Origin of the sequence: Planococcus sp. ISL-109, assembly GCF_018613655.1 — a bacterium.
Taxonomy (GTDB): Bacteria; Bacillota; Bacilli; order Bacillales_A; family Planococcaceae; genus Planococcus.
Genome location: NZ_JAGGPW010000004.1, coordinates 628498 through 644531 on the forward strand (window position 1 = coordinate 628498; position 16034 = coordinate 644531).

The 16034-nt window shown below is 48.5% G+C and carries 16 protein-coding genes and 1 riboswitch; of the genes, 12 read left to right on the top strand and 4 right to left on the bottom strand.

Annotation, left to right across the window (positions count from 1 at the left end; translation table 11 throughout):
* Window positions 1-4: 4 nt before the first annotated feature.
* A riboswitch (TPP riboswitch) is annotated at window positions 5-110 on the bottom strand.
* 176 nt (window positions 111-286) lie between these two features.
* Entirely contained in the window at window positions 287-487 is a 201-nt protein-coding gene (locus J7E21_RS04960) for a hypothetical protein (RefSeq protein WP_215105311.1), read from the top strand.
* Between the two features lie 124 nt (window positions 488-611).
* Here J7E21_RS04960 and J7E21_RS04965 read toward each other — a convergent pair whose 3' ends face one another.
* Together J7E21_RS04965 and citZ are read right to left on the bottom strand one after the other, a co-directional pair.
* Complete coding sequence (locus J7E21_RS04965) at window positions 612-2072, bottom strand: protein adenylyltransferase SelO (RefSeq protein ID WP_215105313.1); 1461 nt, start codon at window positions 2070-2072, stop codon at window positions 612-614.
* Between the two features lie 162 nt (window positions 2073-2234).
* Window positions 2235-3353 carry a citrate synthase gene (gene citZ, locus J7E21_RS04970; RefSeq protein WP_215105315.1) on the bottom strand — a complete coding sequence of 373 codons (1119 nt, stop codon included), beginning with the start codon at window positions 3351-3353 and terminating at the stop codon, window positions 2235-2237.
* A gap of 477 nt (window positions 3354-3830) precedes the next feature.
* Between citZ and J7E21_RS04975 the strand changes: the two genes are divergently transcribed.
* The 7 genes from J7E21_RS04975 to J7E21_RS05005 all read left to right on the top strand — a co-directional run bounded on the left by J7E21_RS04975 (window position 3831) and on the right by J7E21_RS05005 (window position 11865).
* Window positions 3831-4622, top strand: a complete 792-nt coding sequence (locus tag J7E21_RS04975) for a hypothetical protein (protein WP_215105317.1) — start codon at window positions 3831-3833, stop codon at window positions 4620-4622.
* 202 nt (window positions 4623-4824) lie between these two features.
* Window positions 4825-6000 (top strand): M20 metallopeptidase family protein, encoded by a 1176-nt coding sequence (locus J7E21_RS04980; protein ID WP_215105319.1) that lies wholly within the window; start codon window positions 4825-4827, stop codon window positions 5998-6000.
* An 11-nt stretch (window positions 6001-6011) separates the two neighbouring features.
* Complete coding sequence (locus tag J7E21_RS04985; RefSeq protein ID WP_215105320.1) at window positions 6012-7340, top strand: amidohydrolase; 1329 nt, start codon at window positions 6012-6014, stop codon at window positions 7338-7340.
* Window positions 7321-8571 (top strand): M20 family metallo-hydrolase, encoded by a 1251-nt coding sequence (locus tag J7E21_RS04990; RefSeq protein ID WP_215105321.1) that lies wholly within the window; start codon window positions 7321-7323, stop codon window positions 8569-8571. Before J7E21_RS04985 ends, J7E21_RS04990 begins: the two co-directional genes overlap by 20 nt.
* A complete protein-coding gene (locus tag J7E21_RS04995) occupies window positions 8555-9877 on the top strand; it encodes a helix-turn-helix domain-containing protein (protein WP_215105322.1) in 1323 nt (440 codons plus the stop codon). Before J7E21_RS04990 ends, J7E21_RS04995 begins: the two co-directional genes overlap by 17 nt.
* Window positions 9878-9890: 13 nt before the next feature.
* The gene (locus tag J7E21_RS05000) at window positions 9891-11405 is read left to right on the top strand and encodes an AbgT family transporter (RefSeq protein ID WP_215105323.1); all 1515 of its coding nucleotides are present in this window, start codon (window positions 9891-9893) and stop codon (window positions 11403-11405) included.
* A 298-nt stretch (window positions 11406-11703) separates the two neighbouring features.
* On the top strand, window positions 11704-11865 hold the full coding sequence (locus tag J7E21_RS05005) for a hypothetical protein (RefSeq protein ID WP_215105324.1): 162 nt from the start codon (window positions 11704-11706) through the stop codon (window positions 11863-11865).
* 119 nt (window positions 11866-11984) lie between these two features.
* On the opposite strand, the gene J7E21_RS05010 is transcribed toward J7E21_RS05005, so the two are convergent.
* Window positions 11985-12200, bottom strand: a complete 216-nt coding sequence (locus J7E21_RS05010; RefSeq protein ID WP_215106183.1) for a hypothetical protein — start codon at window positions 12198-12200, stop codon at window positions 11985-11987.
* A 591-nt stretch (window positions 12201-12791) separates the two neighbouring features.
* Here J7E21_RS05010 and J7E21_RS05015 point away from each other — a divergent pair.
* The 4 genes from J7E21_RS05015 to J7E21_RS05030 all read left to right on the top strand — a co-directional run bounded on the left by J7E21_RS05015 (window position 12792) and on the right by J7E21_RS05030 (window position 15607).
* Window positions 12792-13220, top strand: a complete 429-nt coding sequence (locus J7E21_RS05015) for an Hsp20/alpha crystallin family protein (protein WP_215105325.1) — start codon at window positions 12792-12794, stop codon at window positions 13218-13220.
* A 97-nt stretch (window positions 13221-13317) separates the two neighbouring features.
* Entirely contained in the window at window positions 13318-13800 is a 483-nt protein-coding gene (locus tag J7E21_RS05020; protein WP_215105327.1) for a DUF2243 domain-containing protein, read from the top strand.
* Between the two features lie 4 nt (window positions 13801-13804).
* Window positions 13805-14587: a cytochrome c oxidase assembly protein gene (locus tag J7E21_RS05025; protein ID WP_215105329.1), complete on the top strand. Its 783-nt coding sequence runs from the start codon at window positions 13805-13807 to the stop codon at window positions 14585-14587.
* Window positions 14588-14716: 129 nt separating this feature from the next.
* Window positions 14717-15607 carry an HNH endonuclease gene (locus tag J7E21_RS05030; protein ID WP_215105331.1) on the top strand — a complete coding sequence of 297 codons (891 nt, stop codon included), beginning with the start codon at window positions 14717-14719 and terminating at the stop codon, window positions 15605-15607.
* A gap of 49 nt (window positions 15608-15656) precedes the next feature.
* Here J7E21_RS05030 and J7E21_RS05035 read toward each other — a convergent pair whose 3' ends face one another.
* Window positions 15657-16031: a PH domain-containing protein gene (locus tag J7E21_RS05035; RefSeq protein WP_353047727.1), complete on the bottom strand. Its 375-nt coding sequence runs from the start codon at window positions 16029-16031 to the stop codon at window positions 15657-15659.
* Window positions 16032-16034: the final 3 nt, after the last annotated feature.

Genomic DNA, 16034 nt, shown 5'->3' on the forward strand with positions numbered 1-16034 from the left:
GTTTTGGAAAGTCACCGCACTTCCTCACGCAGGTCCTAACCTGTTCGAGTCATAAGGGATCGGAGCAAAAGCTCTCATCTCAGCAAAAATATGCACCCCTAGTGCAGAAAACGCTATGCTTTTTTAGTGTCGGGTTGACCCGATGGCTTTAGTCTAGAGCAAGGACTTCGTGAAGTAAAGTATTTTTAGATTTTTTGACGATCTAGTGAACTTCTCTTGAATGAAGTATATACGCTGCTGAAACGGGTAATGAAGAAGAGTCACTTATTTTTAGGAGGAATTCATCATGGCACAAGTTAAAAAGTACCGCGTCGTCTATCATCTAGGGGGCGGAGCAGAAGCGGCAATCGTTGTTGAAGCCGGAAGCCCGAAAGAAGCAGCAAGTGGACTGGATTCAGACAGCCTGTTGGAATTCACTGGAGAAAACAATACATTTTTCCAATTCAGAATGAATGAAGTGAAAATGGTCAGCACTACGGAAGTTTAATTGGGTAGTTATTCGTATGAATAACTGGCGAATAATGGTTGAATTGAATAAATTTTATTCACGCTGTTAATAGGGATGAATAAATTCTATTCAAAAGCTCTGCGGAATTTTTCTGCAGAGCTTTTTATGTGCCGCAAAACGTTCGGTAAGGTGGCGTTGAAGGGGGCGGGGGTGCCGCAAAAGCTTGTTGTTCAGCTGAATGGGCATAAGGGTCCCGCAGTATAGCCAATAACTTTTCGGTGACGCTGTAATCGCCTTGTCTAGCTGCAGAAAGAGCGGTTTCGACGAGGTGGTTCCTTGGAATGACCGCTGGATTCCGGCTCTTCATCAAGTCCTGGATTTGCTCTGCGGAACAGTCTTCCTGTTTTTGGCGAGCAGTCCATTTTTGGTGCCAGCTGTCGAATGCTGCGCCGGTTAAATTCGGTTCTGTTACATCTTTGAAAGTAAGTGCACGGAATGTATTGGTATAGTCTGCATGTTGGTCTTGCATCAATTGGAGCAATTCATCGATCAACTGGGCATCTTCTGGTTGTTCCGTGAATAAACCGAGCTTTTCCCGCATGCCTTTTCCGAAATAGTCTTTTTGGAGACTGACGTATTCCTCCAATGCCTGTTGCATAGAAGATAGTGCCTGTTGTTCCGGCATATCATCGAGCAAAGGGAATAGAGATTCCGCAAAGCGCGCCAAATTCCATCCGCCGATCAATGGCTGGTTGCGGTAGGCATAGCGCCCGCCGGCATCAATCGAGCTGAAAACCGCCTGTGCATCGTAATGATCTAAAAATGCGCACGGGCCGTAATCAATCGTTTCACCGCTGATGGCCATATTGTCGGTGTTCATGACGCCGTGGACAAAGCCGGCAAGCTGCCATTTGGCGATAAGGAGAGCTTGTTTTTTGGCGGTGCGGCGGAATAATTCGATATAACGGCTGCCTTGTATATCCGGGAAATGCCGTTTAATCGTATAATCCGCAAGTGCGCGCAAATCGTCTACCGAGCGGTATTTCGCCGCGTATTGAAAGGTGCCGACGCGTATATGGCTCGAGGCGACACGTGTTAAAATGGCGCCGGGTTCTGCAGAATGCCGCTGGATCTTCTCGCCGGTCAAGACGACGGCCAGGCTCCGGCTCGATGGAATTCCGAGTGCGTGCATGCTTTCGCTGATGATGTATTCCCGGAGCATCGGGCCGATCGCTGCCCGGCCGTCGCCGCCGCGTGAAAACGGGGTGAGACCGGCGCCTTTCAATTGGATATCAAAAGATTCACCAGTTGGTGTTTGCTGTTCGCCGATTAGAATTGCGCGGCCGTCGCCAAGCATGGTGAAATGGCCGAACTGATGCCCAGCGTATGCTTGTGCGAGCGGAAAGCTTCCAGCAGGAAAGTGGTTGCCGGCAAAGATCTGAACGGCTTCCGGTGTCTGGAGTTTAGCCGGGTCGAGCCCGAGTGATGCAGCAAGTTCCTCATTCAATAGAAGCAGTTGAGGTGAAGCGACTATATTGGCTTGCATCGGGGCGTATAAAGTTTTCGGAAGTTGTGCATACGTATTGTGCAGATTCCATCCAATATTCGAGCCCTGCGTCTGCATGAGAGTGCCTCCTGTCGTAAGCTGATTAGATTGTGTGCCTTTGTGCCATTATAGCCTGTTAAAAAACCGGGAAACAAGAAAAGGGGGCTGGCCACTACGGGAAATAAAAAACTTGAGCCGAACACCCATCACAAGGTTCGGCTCAAGCAGTTGGTTATCAAATTAGCGCTGTTCAACCGGTACATAAGTTTGCATTCCCGGTCCGATGTATTCCGCGCGCGGGCGGATCAGGCGGTTGTCGGAATATTGCTCCAAGATGTGCGCCAGCCAGCCCGATGCACGGGATACCGCGAAGATCGGCGTGAACAAATCATGCTCGATGTTCAAGGAATGGTACACCGATGCCGAGTAGAAATCGACGTTCGGCGGAAGCGGTTTTGCGTTCGTGATCAATTCGTCGATCTTCACGGACATGTCGTACCATTTCGGTTCGCCGCGAAGCTCCGTCAATCTTTTCGACATCTCGCGCAAATGCTTCGCACGCGGGTCCCCTTTGCGGTAGACGCGGTGGCCGAAGCCCATGATCTTTTCTTTGTTGGCAAGCTTTTCTTTGATGAACGGCTCGACGTTTTCGACCGATCCGATCTCTGTCAGCATCTTCATCACTTGCTCATTGGCGCCGCCGTGGAGCGGGCCTTTCAAGGCGCCGATCGCTGCCGTCACGCCGGAGTAGACGTCAGACAAAGTCGCAACCGCTACACGCGCAGTGAACGTCGAGGCGTTCAGTTCGTGGTCGGCGTGCAAGACGAGCGCTTTGTTGAACGCTTCAACTTCGATGTCTTCCGGCAGGTCACCGGATAGCATGTACAGGAAGTTCGCCGCGAAGCTCAAGTCCTTTTTCGGTTGAACCGGCTCTTTACCTGCACGGATGCGTCCGAATGCCGTCACGAGCGTCGAGATCTTCGCTTGGATCTTGATCGCTTTGCGGTAGTTCGCCGCTTCTTCCATCACTTCCGCTTCTTCATCGAAGAGGCCGAGCATGGACACCGCTGTGCGCAGTGCCGCCATCGGGTGGACGTGTTTGATGTCGTATGTCTTGAAGTGGTCGAGCACCGCTTGCGGCACCGCCATGTTGTCGGCGAGCTGCTGTTTCAGTTCAGCCAGTTCGTCTGCTTTTGGCAAACGTTGGTGCCACAGAAGATAAATCACTTCTTCGAAACTGGCATTGTCAGCCAAGTCATCGATATCGTAACCGACGTATGTAAGTGTGTCGTCAATAATCGAGCTGATTGCCGATTGTGTTGCTACTACACCTTCTAAACCTTTTGTTGTTTCAGTCATGTGAGCATCTCCTTTTTTAATTACCATTTAATTAACTGCAATCCAGCCATCCGAACTTGTGCCGCCGTTCCTTTAAAGCGCTTTCATTAGTATGGAAAAAAAGAAACCGTTAGGCATCGCCAAATTCGATTTGACTGATTATTACGTAATTTTACAGGAACAATCAGAATTATAGGCGCTAAACACGTGAAACACGATAAATAAGGGTGAAGCAGAAAAAAAGATGGATGAAAGAGGGTATTGTTTCACTTGTAATTATTCTAATGGTATAGTAAATAAATGATGTTCGGCGATATTTTCAGTATAGGCGCAAGCAGATGCGTTAAGTTGAAAGTGTTTTGTTTGTTCAAAAGGCGGAAATATGCTCTTCCTTGTGCTTTTCAAAGAAAGTTTTCTATAATGGTCTGTAATTGGACAGTAATTGTTAATCAATAGAAAAATGTAAAAAGATGGTCATATACAAAAGGAGCTAAACAATTGAAAACTACGGAACGCGGCATCCGCTACATCAGCTTGATCGAAGAGGATTCGGAATTCAATATTCAGGCCATGGTTAAAAAAGCGAAAACGGCTTATAAACCGTTTAATTTCAAAGATAAAATTGAACTGCTGGTTTTTTATAGCGAGCGCAAAGATTTCAGCCACACCATTTTTACTGAATACGGCATCATAGATGATGAGTTTGACGGAAAAAAAGCGATTCATCATCCATTCGGTGTCAAAAGCATTATCGGTATTGAATTGTCTGGGGATGATCCGGTTCCGTTGATAGCATTTGCCCTTGGGCAGGGGATTGAACATTTTAAACAGAACTTGGATATTCAGCGACATGCTAAATGGCGCGAACTGGAAAAAAGTGAAGCGTACCTTTGCTGGGAAATATTTTTCTGCCAAGTCCATAGTGCAACCATCCGCTATGAAAACGATGGGGCGGCCGACTTGTTTTTACGGAGCTTGCCATTCCTGTTGACGAAAAAAGAACAAAGCTTTTCCGCCTCTTATATTGACGGCACTTTCCGCCATTTGATCAATGCATTGAGTGAATTGCATGTATTGAAACAGGCGGGCGAACTGGAAAAGGCCGAAGACCATCTACAGACGTTCCGCGAATTGACGGATGAATCGTTTATCGAACTCTACCAAAAATTATTTGAAGAACTGGTTGCTTATTTAACTACAGTCGGCACGAAATACAATGAAGTCCATGAACTGACGCTGTTCAAGAATTTGGAAACACACAAAAAACAATTGAATGCCATGTTCAGTTAACGGACTGAGGAAAAATTTTCTGGCATTCATTTAGATTTATAAAGCTAGAAAGCCCGGAGAACCTTCCGGGCTTTCTTTTGTGCAACAAAGTTCAGAAAAATCAAAATGAGGGTAGCAATCCGACTACGAGTTGCGGTACACTTTTTATTAACGGAAGGATTAAGGTTTATTTCCTTATATATTTGAAAGCAGGTGAGCATAAATGAAAGGACAAGTACAGGCGCTTTTTGAAGATATCCGCGCATTCCGCAGAGAGCTTCACGAGAATCCTGAATTAAGCGGAGAAGAAGTGGAGACGTCCAAAAAGATCCAAGCAAAGCTGGACGAGTATGGCATTACGTATTTCACCGGGTATGCCAAAACTGGCATACTTGCTGTGATTGAAGGCGGCAAACCAGGAAAAACGGTGGGACTGCGTGCAGATATTGACGCATTGCCGATTTTGGAAAAGGCGGACGTACCATTCAAGTCGAAAGTGGACGGCAAGATGCATGCTTGCGGACATGATGCACATACCGCGATGCTGCTGGGGGTTGGAAAGTTGTTGCAGGACCAAAAAAGTGAGATTGCAGGAACAGTTTTGCTCATATTCCAGCCAGCAGAGGAAAACGCGCCGACGGGTGGATCTGAACAGATGATGGAAGACGGCGTTTTCGACAAATACAAACCCGATGTTTTATTGGCGCAACATGTCTGGCCGGGGCTTCCAGCGGGGCAAGTCGGTATCATCGACGGGGCCATCATGGGCAATTCAGACCGCTTCGAAGTGACGATCCACGGATCAGGGGGACATGCATCGATGCCGCATCAAACAGTCGATGCGATCATCATCGCCAACCAAGTGATTTCAGCGATTCAGACGATCATCAGCCGCAATGCCAATCCGATGGACTCCGGTGTCATCACGATCGGAAAAATATCTGGAGGCTACCGCTATAATGTCGTAGCGGATACTGTCGTACTTGAAGGCACGATCCGCTCGCTGTCGGACGATACGAAAAAACTGCTAAAAAAACGCTTCCGTGAAGTTGTTAAAGGCGCTGTTGAGATGATGGGCGGGACATGTGAAATCGATTATTCAGACGGTTATCCGGCAACGGTCAATACAAAACGCTGGGCCGAGGTAATTCGTGAGTCTGCGAAGTCTACATTAGGGGATGAAGGCGTTCCGGAAGTGATTGGCAGCATGGCAGGGGAAGATTTTGGACGCTTCTTGAAGAAATACGAAGGGGTTTATTATTGGCTCGGCACATCGGTAGGCGAAAACCAAAAACCGCTCCATGACCCGGGCTTCATGATCGATGAAGACGCGCTAGCCATCGGAACGGAAGTGATGGCGCAGGCGGCACTGGATGTGCTTTCGGAATTAAACGGATAGGAGTGGACATTGTGGGAGACTCTATTGAACGCTTTATGGAAGAAATCGAGCCTTTTATCGTCAACCAAAGGCGTAAGCGCCATAAATACCCGGAAGTCGGCTTTACCGAATACGTGACAACTTACGAACTGCATGAAACATTGAACGGAAAAGGATTTGAGCTTTATTTGGGCGATGATGTGTTGGTGAGCGACAAGCGGATGGGCGTACCGGATGACCGTGTGCTTGTGGCGAATGAACGGCGAGCGCTCGACGCTGGAGTCCCTGAGGCGTTTCTTGAAAAGATGAAAGGCGGGCATACCGGGCTCGTTGCGGTGCTTGATACCGGACGGCCCGGGCCGCATTTTGCATACCGTTTTGATATCGACGGCTTGCCGATTGAAGAATCACAAAATCCGCAGCACGTGCCGGCAGCAGAAGGTTTCCGTTCCGAAGCTGACGGGGTGATGCACGCCTGCGGCCACGACGGCCACGCCGCTATCGGCCTTGGGTTTGCCGAATATTTGGCGGACCGCCAAGACCGTTTAATCGGCAAATACACTTTGTTATTCCAACCGGCGGAAGAAGGCGGGCGCGGTGCCAAAGCGATGGTCGAAAAAGGATGGCTGGACGATGCGGATTATTTCCTGAGCGGCCATGTCGGCCTCCATCCGAAAGAATCCGGGACCGTCGCGGCGACCACTTCACGGTTTTTGGCCAGTTCCAAAATCAATGCGAAGTTCATCGGCAAAGCGGCACATTCCGGACTAGAGCCGAATGAAGGGCGTAATGCGCTACTCGCTGCTGCATCCGCCACGCTGCACCTGCACAGCATATCGCGCCATAAAGACGGAGCCACGCGCGTCAATGTCGGCACTTTGCACGCTGGAACCGGGCGCAATATCATCGCTGGAGAAGCGCGAATGGAAATCGAAACGCGCGGTGAGACGGATGAATTGAATGCTTATATGGAAGAACATGCCTTGCGCATTCTCCGCGCCAGCGCGGTGTTGCATGATGTCGAGCTTGACTTGATTCATATGGGCAAGGCGATTACAGCTGAAGCGGACCTGGACTTCGCCGGGGTTGTTGAACGGGCATGTGCACAGTCTGAGACGCTGAAAATCGTCCCGGAACTGCCGATTGGAGCATCGGAAGACGTGACGTATATGATGGATCGGGTACGCAATCAGGGCGGAAAAGCGACATTTATGATTTTTGCCAGCCCTTTGCCGGCAGGGCATCATCACCCAAGCTTCGACTATGAAGAAAAAGCGCTGCTAGCTGGATTGGAAACATTGATCCGCACTACTGAATACTTGTTGAAAGGGGGGGAAGTCCGTGAACAACTGGCTGATTGAGCAATTACTGCGTTTGAATATGAGCGAAGCATTAGTCAAACCGGAAGGATTCACACGGGAAGGCTATACGGATGAAGAAACGGCAGCGATTGCCGCCTTTAAAGCGATTGCTGAAGAATTGGGCTTGGCAGTTTCTGAAGATGCCGCGGGAAATGTCCTGGCGCGCTGGGAAGTGGACGGCGGCTTGACTGCTGCTGTTGCGACCGGTTCCCATTTGGATACCGTACCGAATGGCGGCGCCTTTGACGGCGCTGCAGGAGTGATCTGCAGCCTCGGGGCAGTCAAGCTTTTGAAGGAAGCGGATTATAGTCCTCAACGTCCGATTGAAGTGATTTGTTTCCGTTCCGAAGAATCGTCGCGTTTTGGCGTTTCGACGCTCGGCAGCAAAGCGATGAGCGGGTTATTGGATCCTGCAATCGGATCGCTCGAAGACCAAAACGGCATCACCATCGAAGAAGCGGTCAAGCGCCAAGGCTATAGCTGGCAAGACATGGTTGCATCAAAGCGCCGAAAAGAAGAGCTGAAATGCTTTGTGGAGCTGCATATCGAGCAAGGGCTGCACATTGTTCAGCACCACAAAAATTATGGTGTCGTCAAAGCCGTGGCTTGCCCGATTCGCCTGGCGGTGACGATCACCGGTAAAGCAGGCCATACCGGCACGACGCCCATGGACCGGAGGCAAGATGCGCTGGTGGCGGCCGCTCCGTTGATTTCATTTGTCCGGGAAACGGCTCTTCAACTGAACGCTGCGTATGACACAGCACTGGTTGCAACGGTAAGCACACTTACGGCCGCACCGAATTCGATGAACGTCATCCCGCAGTCCGTGACGGCAGGCATCGATATCCGCAGCGTGGATGATGACTTGAAGAAAAAAATGGCCGATGCCATCCGCAACGAATGCAAACGGATCGAAGAAATATTCGGAGTGGCGATTGCCATCGATGTACTGGTCAATAATCCGTCGATCGCACTCGATGAAGAAATGGCGCAATCATTGGCTGATGCTGGGAATCATGAAGCGTACTTGCCTCACCGTATGGATAGCGGCGCCGGCCATGACGTCATGAACATGGCACAGGCTTGGCCGAGCGGCTTGATATTCATTCCGTGCAAAGACGGGCTGAGCCACCATCCGGATGAATATGCGACGCCGGATGATTTGAAGATGGGCGTGGAGCTTTTGGCGAGATTTTTGGTGGAGGCAACTCAAGATGGCAGAGAGGGTTAGGGTCGGGCTTATCGGACCGAACGATTCAGTCAACGAAACCATGAAAGCCGCGAGCGGGCTTGAGGGGGTCGAACTGATTCCATTCATTTACCAACATACCGAAGAAACCAAAAGCATCATCAAAGAACATTCCTCACGCATCAACCATTGGCTTTTTTCTGGACCCGCGCCGTACCATTTTGCGTTAAAAGAAAAATTGATCGATGCCAATCATGCGGACTATATTTTGCTGCATGGTTCGAGTTTGCTCGGCACGATGCTCGATGCGTTTATGCAAGAAGGAAAAGTGTTGTCGAGCATCAGTGTTGATTCCGTTCCACGCAGTGAAGTATTGAAGATGCTGAAAGATTTCGATTTGCAAAAAATGGAAATCCATACCGCACCGGAACTGGGCTATATCCCAGCAGAGGAATTGATCGACTATCACGAAACGCTTTACCGGACAGGCGCCATCCAGGCAGCGCTCACTTGTGTACACGCCGTTTATAATGGCTTGAAAGCAAAAGGCGTGCCAGTCTACCGCATCAGCGTTTCGGAACTTGCGGCGCACCGTGCCATTTCGGTCATCAAAGAAAGAAGTTTATCTGATCTCTACCGCATGAAGCAGCTGGCCATGATCGGCATTGAAATCCTTTACCCGAGCCAAGCCCAGCAGCGTAAAACGCCGTTTAAGATCGAACGCCAGGAACTCGCGATGAATCGTGTGCTGATTGACTTTGCTGAAGAAATCAAAGGGTCGAAAGTCGGTATGGGGAATGGCGTCTACTTCATTTACACGACACGGGGCGAATTGGAGCTTTATGCAAAATCCCATAGTCCCGAAGAATTGAGGGAGGAAATATTCGCCAACAGCAATATGCATGTCCGCATCGGCATCGGATACGGCAGAACCGTCACGGAATCCGAACAAAACGTCAGGTTGGCACTCGACTACGCCAGAGAAAAAGAGAATGGCGTGGTCATCAATATAGACGAAGACGGCAGGGTGACGGAAATCAATTCATCGGTCGGCCGGATCCGCTACAGTCGGCGCAGCAGCGAAGCCAAATGGCAAGAAGCGCTGAAAGGTGCCGCCATCAGCCAGACGGTGATCGCGCGGATCGAATCACTGTCCCGCCATTATGCAAAAGAAGAAGTGACGGCTTTGGAACTGTCGCAATGGATGAATAGCACAGAACGCAATGCCCGCAGAATTTTAACAGAGCTGGAAAGTGTCGGCGTGGCGGAAGTGGCAGGAGAGGAAGCAGGCAGGCGCGGACGTCCACGGAAAATTTACCGCTTGCTTTTTGGAACCCGCAAACAATAAGGGAGGAATGGACATGGCATCACCAGTAGAGCAACAAGACAAAAAAGGGTTTTTGAATTTTATTGAAAAATGGGGCAATCGCTTGCCCGATCCATTCTTTATTTTTGTATATTTAGCGATTTTTGTTGTATTGCTGTCATGGTTGGTCAGTAGTCTTGGCACCACCGTCGTCCATCCAGGTACGGGTGAAGAATTAGCAATCCTAAGTATTGTTTCCGGTGAAGGGATCCGGTATATTCTCGCAGAAACGATCAATAACTTTACAGGCTTTGCTCCGCTCGGGCTAGTGTTGGTCATGATGCTCGGAATCGGGCTGGCGGAACGCGTCGGTTTGATGGAAACGGCCATTAAGAAATCCATTTTGAACGCACCGAAAGCACTCATTACGTATGCAGTCATCTTCACTGGAATCATGGGCAACTTGGCTTCTGATGCAGCATTCATTTTAGTTCCGCCGCTTGCCGCCATGGTTTTCGTATCGGTCGGCAGGCATCCGCTCGCGGGTCTTGCTGCCGGCTTTGCGGGAACAGGCGCTGGCTTTACCGCCAATATTCTCATCACAGGGACGGATGCACTATTATCCGGGATCTCTACCGAAGCCGCCAGAACGATCGATGAGGCGTTTGTTGTGACACCGGTCGACAACTGGTATTTCATGAGTGTATCCGTCATTGTGATGGCAATCGTCGGTGCACTCATCACTGAAAAATTGGTGGAACCGCGCCTCGGCAAGTATACGGGCCGGACGGATAAAACCTTTGAGCCGGTTTCGAAACAAGAAAACAAAGGCTTGCTGAATGCCCTTATTGCAGGGGCCGTGTATATCGGCTTGATCGCATTGCTAGTGTTCTGGCCGGAGTCGCCTGTGCGTAACGAAGAAGGCGGCATCATTCCTTCGCCGTTCCTGTCAGGAATCGTGCCGATCATCCTGTTCTTCTTTATTACGGTTGCTATCGCGTATGGCAAAACCGTAGGCAAAATCAAAGAATCAAAAGATATTCCGGGATTCATGGGCGATGCCATTAAAGATATGTCCGGCTATATCGTCTTGATTTTTGCTGCTGCCCAGTTCATCAGTTACTTCAACTGGAGCAATCTTGGTATTTGGGTCGCTGTCAATAGTGCAGAGTTTCTGACGAGCATCAATATGACCGGGTTGCCGGTTATGGTAGGGTTTAGTGTCCTGGCCGCAGTGCTGAATTTGTTGATTTTCAGTGGCTCGGCACAATGGGCATTGATGGCACCGATTTTTATTCCGATGTTCATGCTGCTCGATTATCACCCTGCTTTTGTTCAGCTGGCATTCCGCATCGCGGATTCATCGACGAACATCATTACGCCGCTCAACCCGTACATTTTGATCGTACTTGCCTTTATGCGAGAATACGATAAAAAGGCTGGACTCGGCACATTGATATCGTTGATGTTGCCGTACAGCCTCATCTTCTTCGGTGTTTGGGTCGTTATGTTGATCATCTTTGCATTGACTGGAATTCCGATCGGGCCTGGTATCAGCTTGCGCATGTAAATGGAAAGTCCGCCTCTCGCAGGCGGATTTTTTCTGTAACGATCAGTTGGTTCAAACGTAAAAGGTGACAGGCAATAATTCAAGGGACAGCCGAAATTACATACTCTCCAACATGCGCTAAGGAAAGCGATGAAGGCTGCCGGCATTTGCGCTTTGATTGCCTAGAGCTTCTCGCATGCTGCGCCTGTAAGAGACTAAAAAGCGAATCTTTTCGAAAGTTTTTTTCATTTGTTAATAGTTTGTTCACAGTTGCTCTGTATACTGGTCTATGAAGTCATCCGATGGAGGGTGTGTCGAAATGAACCGTCAATCCAATCAATTGAAGCACTTAAAAAGAATGTTTGATGAGTCGTATGAAGTATGCAAAAAAACTAATGGCGCCATCGTTTCAGAACTGCGCAAACAAGGCGTCAATGCTTCGCTGTGCAAGAAACCATCAATTCTTGAGCCATCCGTTTGATTCATGCAGCGCAAGAGCAAAGTTTTTAAGCTGCCGCCCGCAGCGGAGCATACTTGAAAAGAACAACGAAAAAAAGCTGTCCCTTCCGCCCGATTAGGCGGAGGAGACAGCTTTTTCAATTAATAGCTAAGCCCTTTTTCGTAAAGCCACATTTTCAGGCTCCCGAATGAAGGGAAGGAGATGGATTCGCCAGTTTCCGGATGCTCGGCGAGGACGATGATGTCCAATTCGTTCGGTGTAAAAGACCAGCCTTCTTCCATAAGGGCACGCACCACTTTCACCATCATGCTCGAACCTCTAATAGTACCCATTTCCATCGCTATCATCTCCTTCATTGATATCTCCCATTATAACAGGGGGATTGTTTTTAGTAGTACACATATGCTTTCTATAGTATTCCTGTAATTCCTCTATTTCAAACCTGCCGAGTTGTTGGGGAGAAAATCAACGGTCGGATTCCGACGTGATTTACAGCGCCAGTTCGATACTCTAGGGTAAAATGGCCGAGAATTTTTTTGAGAAAGAGAGATGAACGATGAATAAAACAACTATCGTTACAGGCGCGAGCTCAGGAATCGGACGAGCGACCGCCAAACAATTGGCTCAGCAGGCCTATTAGCTCATGCTCGCATCGATACCGGAACAGCTTATATCAGATTGCAGGAGGAAATCAAGCAAGGGGTCGGAGTGGCAGAATACATAGTAACCGATGTCACGAAACAGGAAGAAATGAAGCAGTTGGCTGGCCGGACAATTGAGTTATCAGCCAGATCCAATCGAACTTTTACGGCCAGTGGGAGCTTGACTTCCTGCTAAATCGGGATAAACTGGATAAAAACAGGTTGACTTCTTTGGGGAGTGTTCTATAATTCTGATATGGGTCTCTGACTATATTGAATATTCTGATAATTATAGGAGGAATAATGATGAAATTCATGCCTAAAAAACGGGAAGATTTCTTCCCGAAACTTTTCCAAAGTGATTTAGATTCCGATTTCTTTGACCGCTTCTTCAAGGAAAGCAATTATCCGCAAGTGGACGTCAAAGAAGTTGATGGCCAATACGAAGTGGTCGCAGACGTTCCTGGCTTTTCCAAAGAAGATATAAGCGTTGACTATAAAGACGGTTATCTGTCAATCAGCGGTAAAAAAGAAGAGAGTTCAGAAACGACGGAAGACGAAGGGCATTACATCCGCAAAGAGCGTTCATTTGGATCGTTCAAACGCAGCTTTTATGTCGGGGATGTCGACGACCAAGCAATCAAAGGGAATTTCAAGGACGGTGTCTTGAAGGTGAATGTGCCAAAACCGGAAGAAAAAGAATCCGAGAACAGCAAACAGATCAAAATCGAGTAAAGAGCCTGGTCAGAGGCTCTTTTTTCGTTTTAGTGAAATTTCATTTGGGTACATATAAGAAGACTGAAGATGAAAAAACTGGAAAGAGGTGTTGAAAATGGTCAGCGTGGATCGCTCGACAGCGAAAGATGATATCGAAAAGTATGAAAAGCGCAATTTCTGGTCCGGATTATTTTTCGGAATCGGCCTGATGGCATTTGTCGACGAAGTTATTTTCCACCAATTGCTTCAATGGCATCATTTTTACGATTTGTCGACACCGCAAATCGGTATTTTTGCGGATGGCCTCCTTAATTCATTTGCCTGGTTTGCAGCAATCGGCGGGCTGTTCATGTTCGCGGACTTGAGGCGGCGAAATGCGGTCTGGATGCGCCGCTGGGTAGCATCGATCCTAATCGGAGCGGGGACGTTCCAGCTGTTTGACGGCATCATCGACCACAAAGTGCTGCGGACCCATCAGATCCGTTATAATGTCGAGTTATTACCATATGACTTGGCATGGAACATATTTGGAGCAATATTGCTCTTCGCTGGAATCGCGCTGCTTGTAAAAGCCCGAAAAGAAAGGCGGTCAGCATGATGCTATGTCACATCATTATTTAGGGTCAATCGAGCTATGGTTTTCGGTCACGGCGGCTTTAGCGCTCGCTTGGGCATTGATTTTTTATCCGATGCTCGCGATTTGGACGAATGAACGCTTTAAAAAATGGCCGGTCCGCCGCTACTTGTTCTGGTTTGCAGGCGTTACTGCTGCAGGAGCGGCACTTGTCGGGCCGCTTTCGGAACAGGCCCACACTAGTTTTTCGGCTCATATGATCGGCCATCTTTTGCTTGGTATGCTGGCACCGCTTCTGTTGCTATACGGAAAACCGATGACCTTATTGCTGAGAAGCCTGCCGAGGGATCTGGCACGCTTACTCAGCCGGATTCTGAACAGCCGTTATATACATTTTATAAGCCATCCCGTCGTTGCCTCTCTGCTGAGTATCGGCGGACTTTATATTCTATACCGGACCGATATCTTCATCTGGATGCATCAATCGACAATCGTATACGCCATTGTTCATATTCATTTTTTAGTTGCAGGGTACTTGTTCATGATGTCGATTCTTTATGCCGACCTTACACCGCACCGGTATTCTTTCCGCTTCAGGGCAATTGTGCTGATTCTGGCGCTGGCAGGGCATAAGATTTTGGCCAAATCGCTTTACGCGATGCCCCCAGCCGGAATCACCACAACCGACGGCGAAATGGGGGCGATGATCATGTATTATGGAGGAAATCTTATCGATCTCGCGATCATCCTCCTCTTTTGTTACAGTTGGTATAAAGCAACAGCGCCTGGCCGAGTGGTCCGGGCTATATAACTTCCATTCCTTACATAAGGGATGGATTTTTTTGTTCACTATAAAAGCTTTATCCTAATCCGCAAAAGCCCGGACGAAATATGGGAAATGATGATAGAATAGAAGAAAGCAATTGTCAGGAGGCACGAAATGAATAGCTATATCGTTATGCAGGGGGAAACATATAAAGAAGAAAAGCTCATAGGGATTCTTCGGGCGCCCATGAAGGATAAATCGGGGGCGACGCCGCATTCTTGGGAACGTATGAAGTTGCTGCAAAAAGGAGACAGGACCTTTCACTACGTTAAAGGGGATCTTGTTGCGGTCGGAACAATCCAAGAAGACGCAAGAGAGGCAGCTGTGAACACAGCAAAAGCCGAGTGGGTCGCGCCGTGCGAATATCTGGAGCTGGATGAACCGCTGGAAATCGCCTATCATATCAAAGAGCTGGCCGAACACTTGCCGATTAAATATGCTGCTTTCCAGCCGGACGGGAATGGCAATTCCGGCTATTTGTATCCATGCAACGAAGAGCTCGCACTGAAGTTTTTGGCGTTGCTGGCTGCATCCAAATGGCAGCAGATCGAACAGCTGGAATTTTCCTACGACGCAGTCCGAACGGAAAAATATAATTCGTGGACGGCATGGATGATGGACACCGAATTTTTGGCGCGCCGAAAACTCTCCAACTTCGAACAGCTATTCACGGAGCGGCAGACACAGCGCTGGAATGGCAGCTGTGCCATTTGCGGCAAGAACAATAAAGCGCTGCTCAAAGCTGTCTACAGCAAGCCGTGGAAAGACAGCGTGGATACAGAACGGATCGATGGGGCAAACGGTGTGCTGTTATGTGCCAACCATGCCGCTTTATACGAAAGCGGGCAAATCGCTTTTACAGGAGCAGGGACGCTGCGCATCTCGCCTACATTAAACGAGCAAGCTGTAAATTATGAACTGAAAAAAAATATGCGAATTGCTGCAGAGGAAGAGAATATTGAATACTTCCGTTGGCATCGCCGCACTCAATTTAAAGGTGAATAATATGAATAAAAGGAGCGCAGCCCCGCCGCACTCCTTTTATTCATATTATTCAAAGAATTACAAGGTCGCTTCGGCAATCAACCGGTCGAGTTTTCGGATATCGACTTTTTTGTGGAGATTCAACTTGGAAGCGGCCGGACTTGGTCCATAGTTCAATTTCGGCATTTGCATCAAAAGTTCCGGCATTTTCTGTGGAGTACATATTGATTGAAGCAAACGGAATGGTGTAAACTTCAATTTTTTTACCGGTCATTCCTTGGCGGTCCGCGAGCAATATCCGTTTATTCGTGATGACAGCTACGTCCCGCACGGTTTTATACGCCGCTGCGGCTTTTTCGCCATCAATCAACAGTTCTTGCAGATGCTCAGGCACATCGACTTCTTGATAGAAAGACCATGATTTCAGCCAAGTCAATTCAGTCATAGG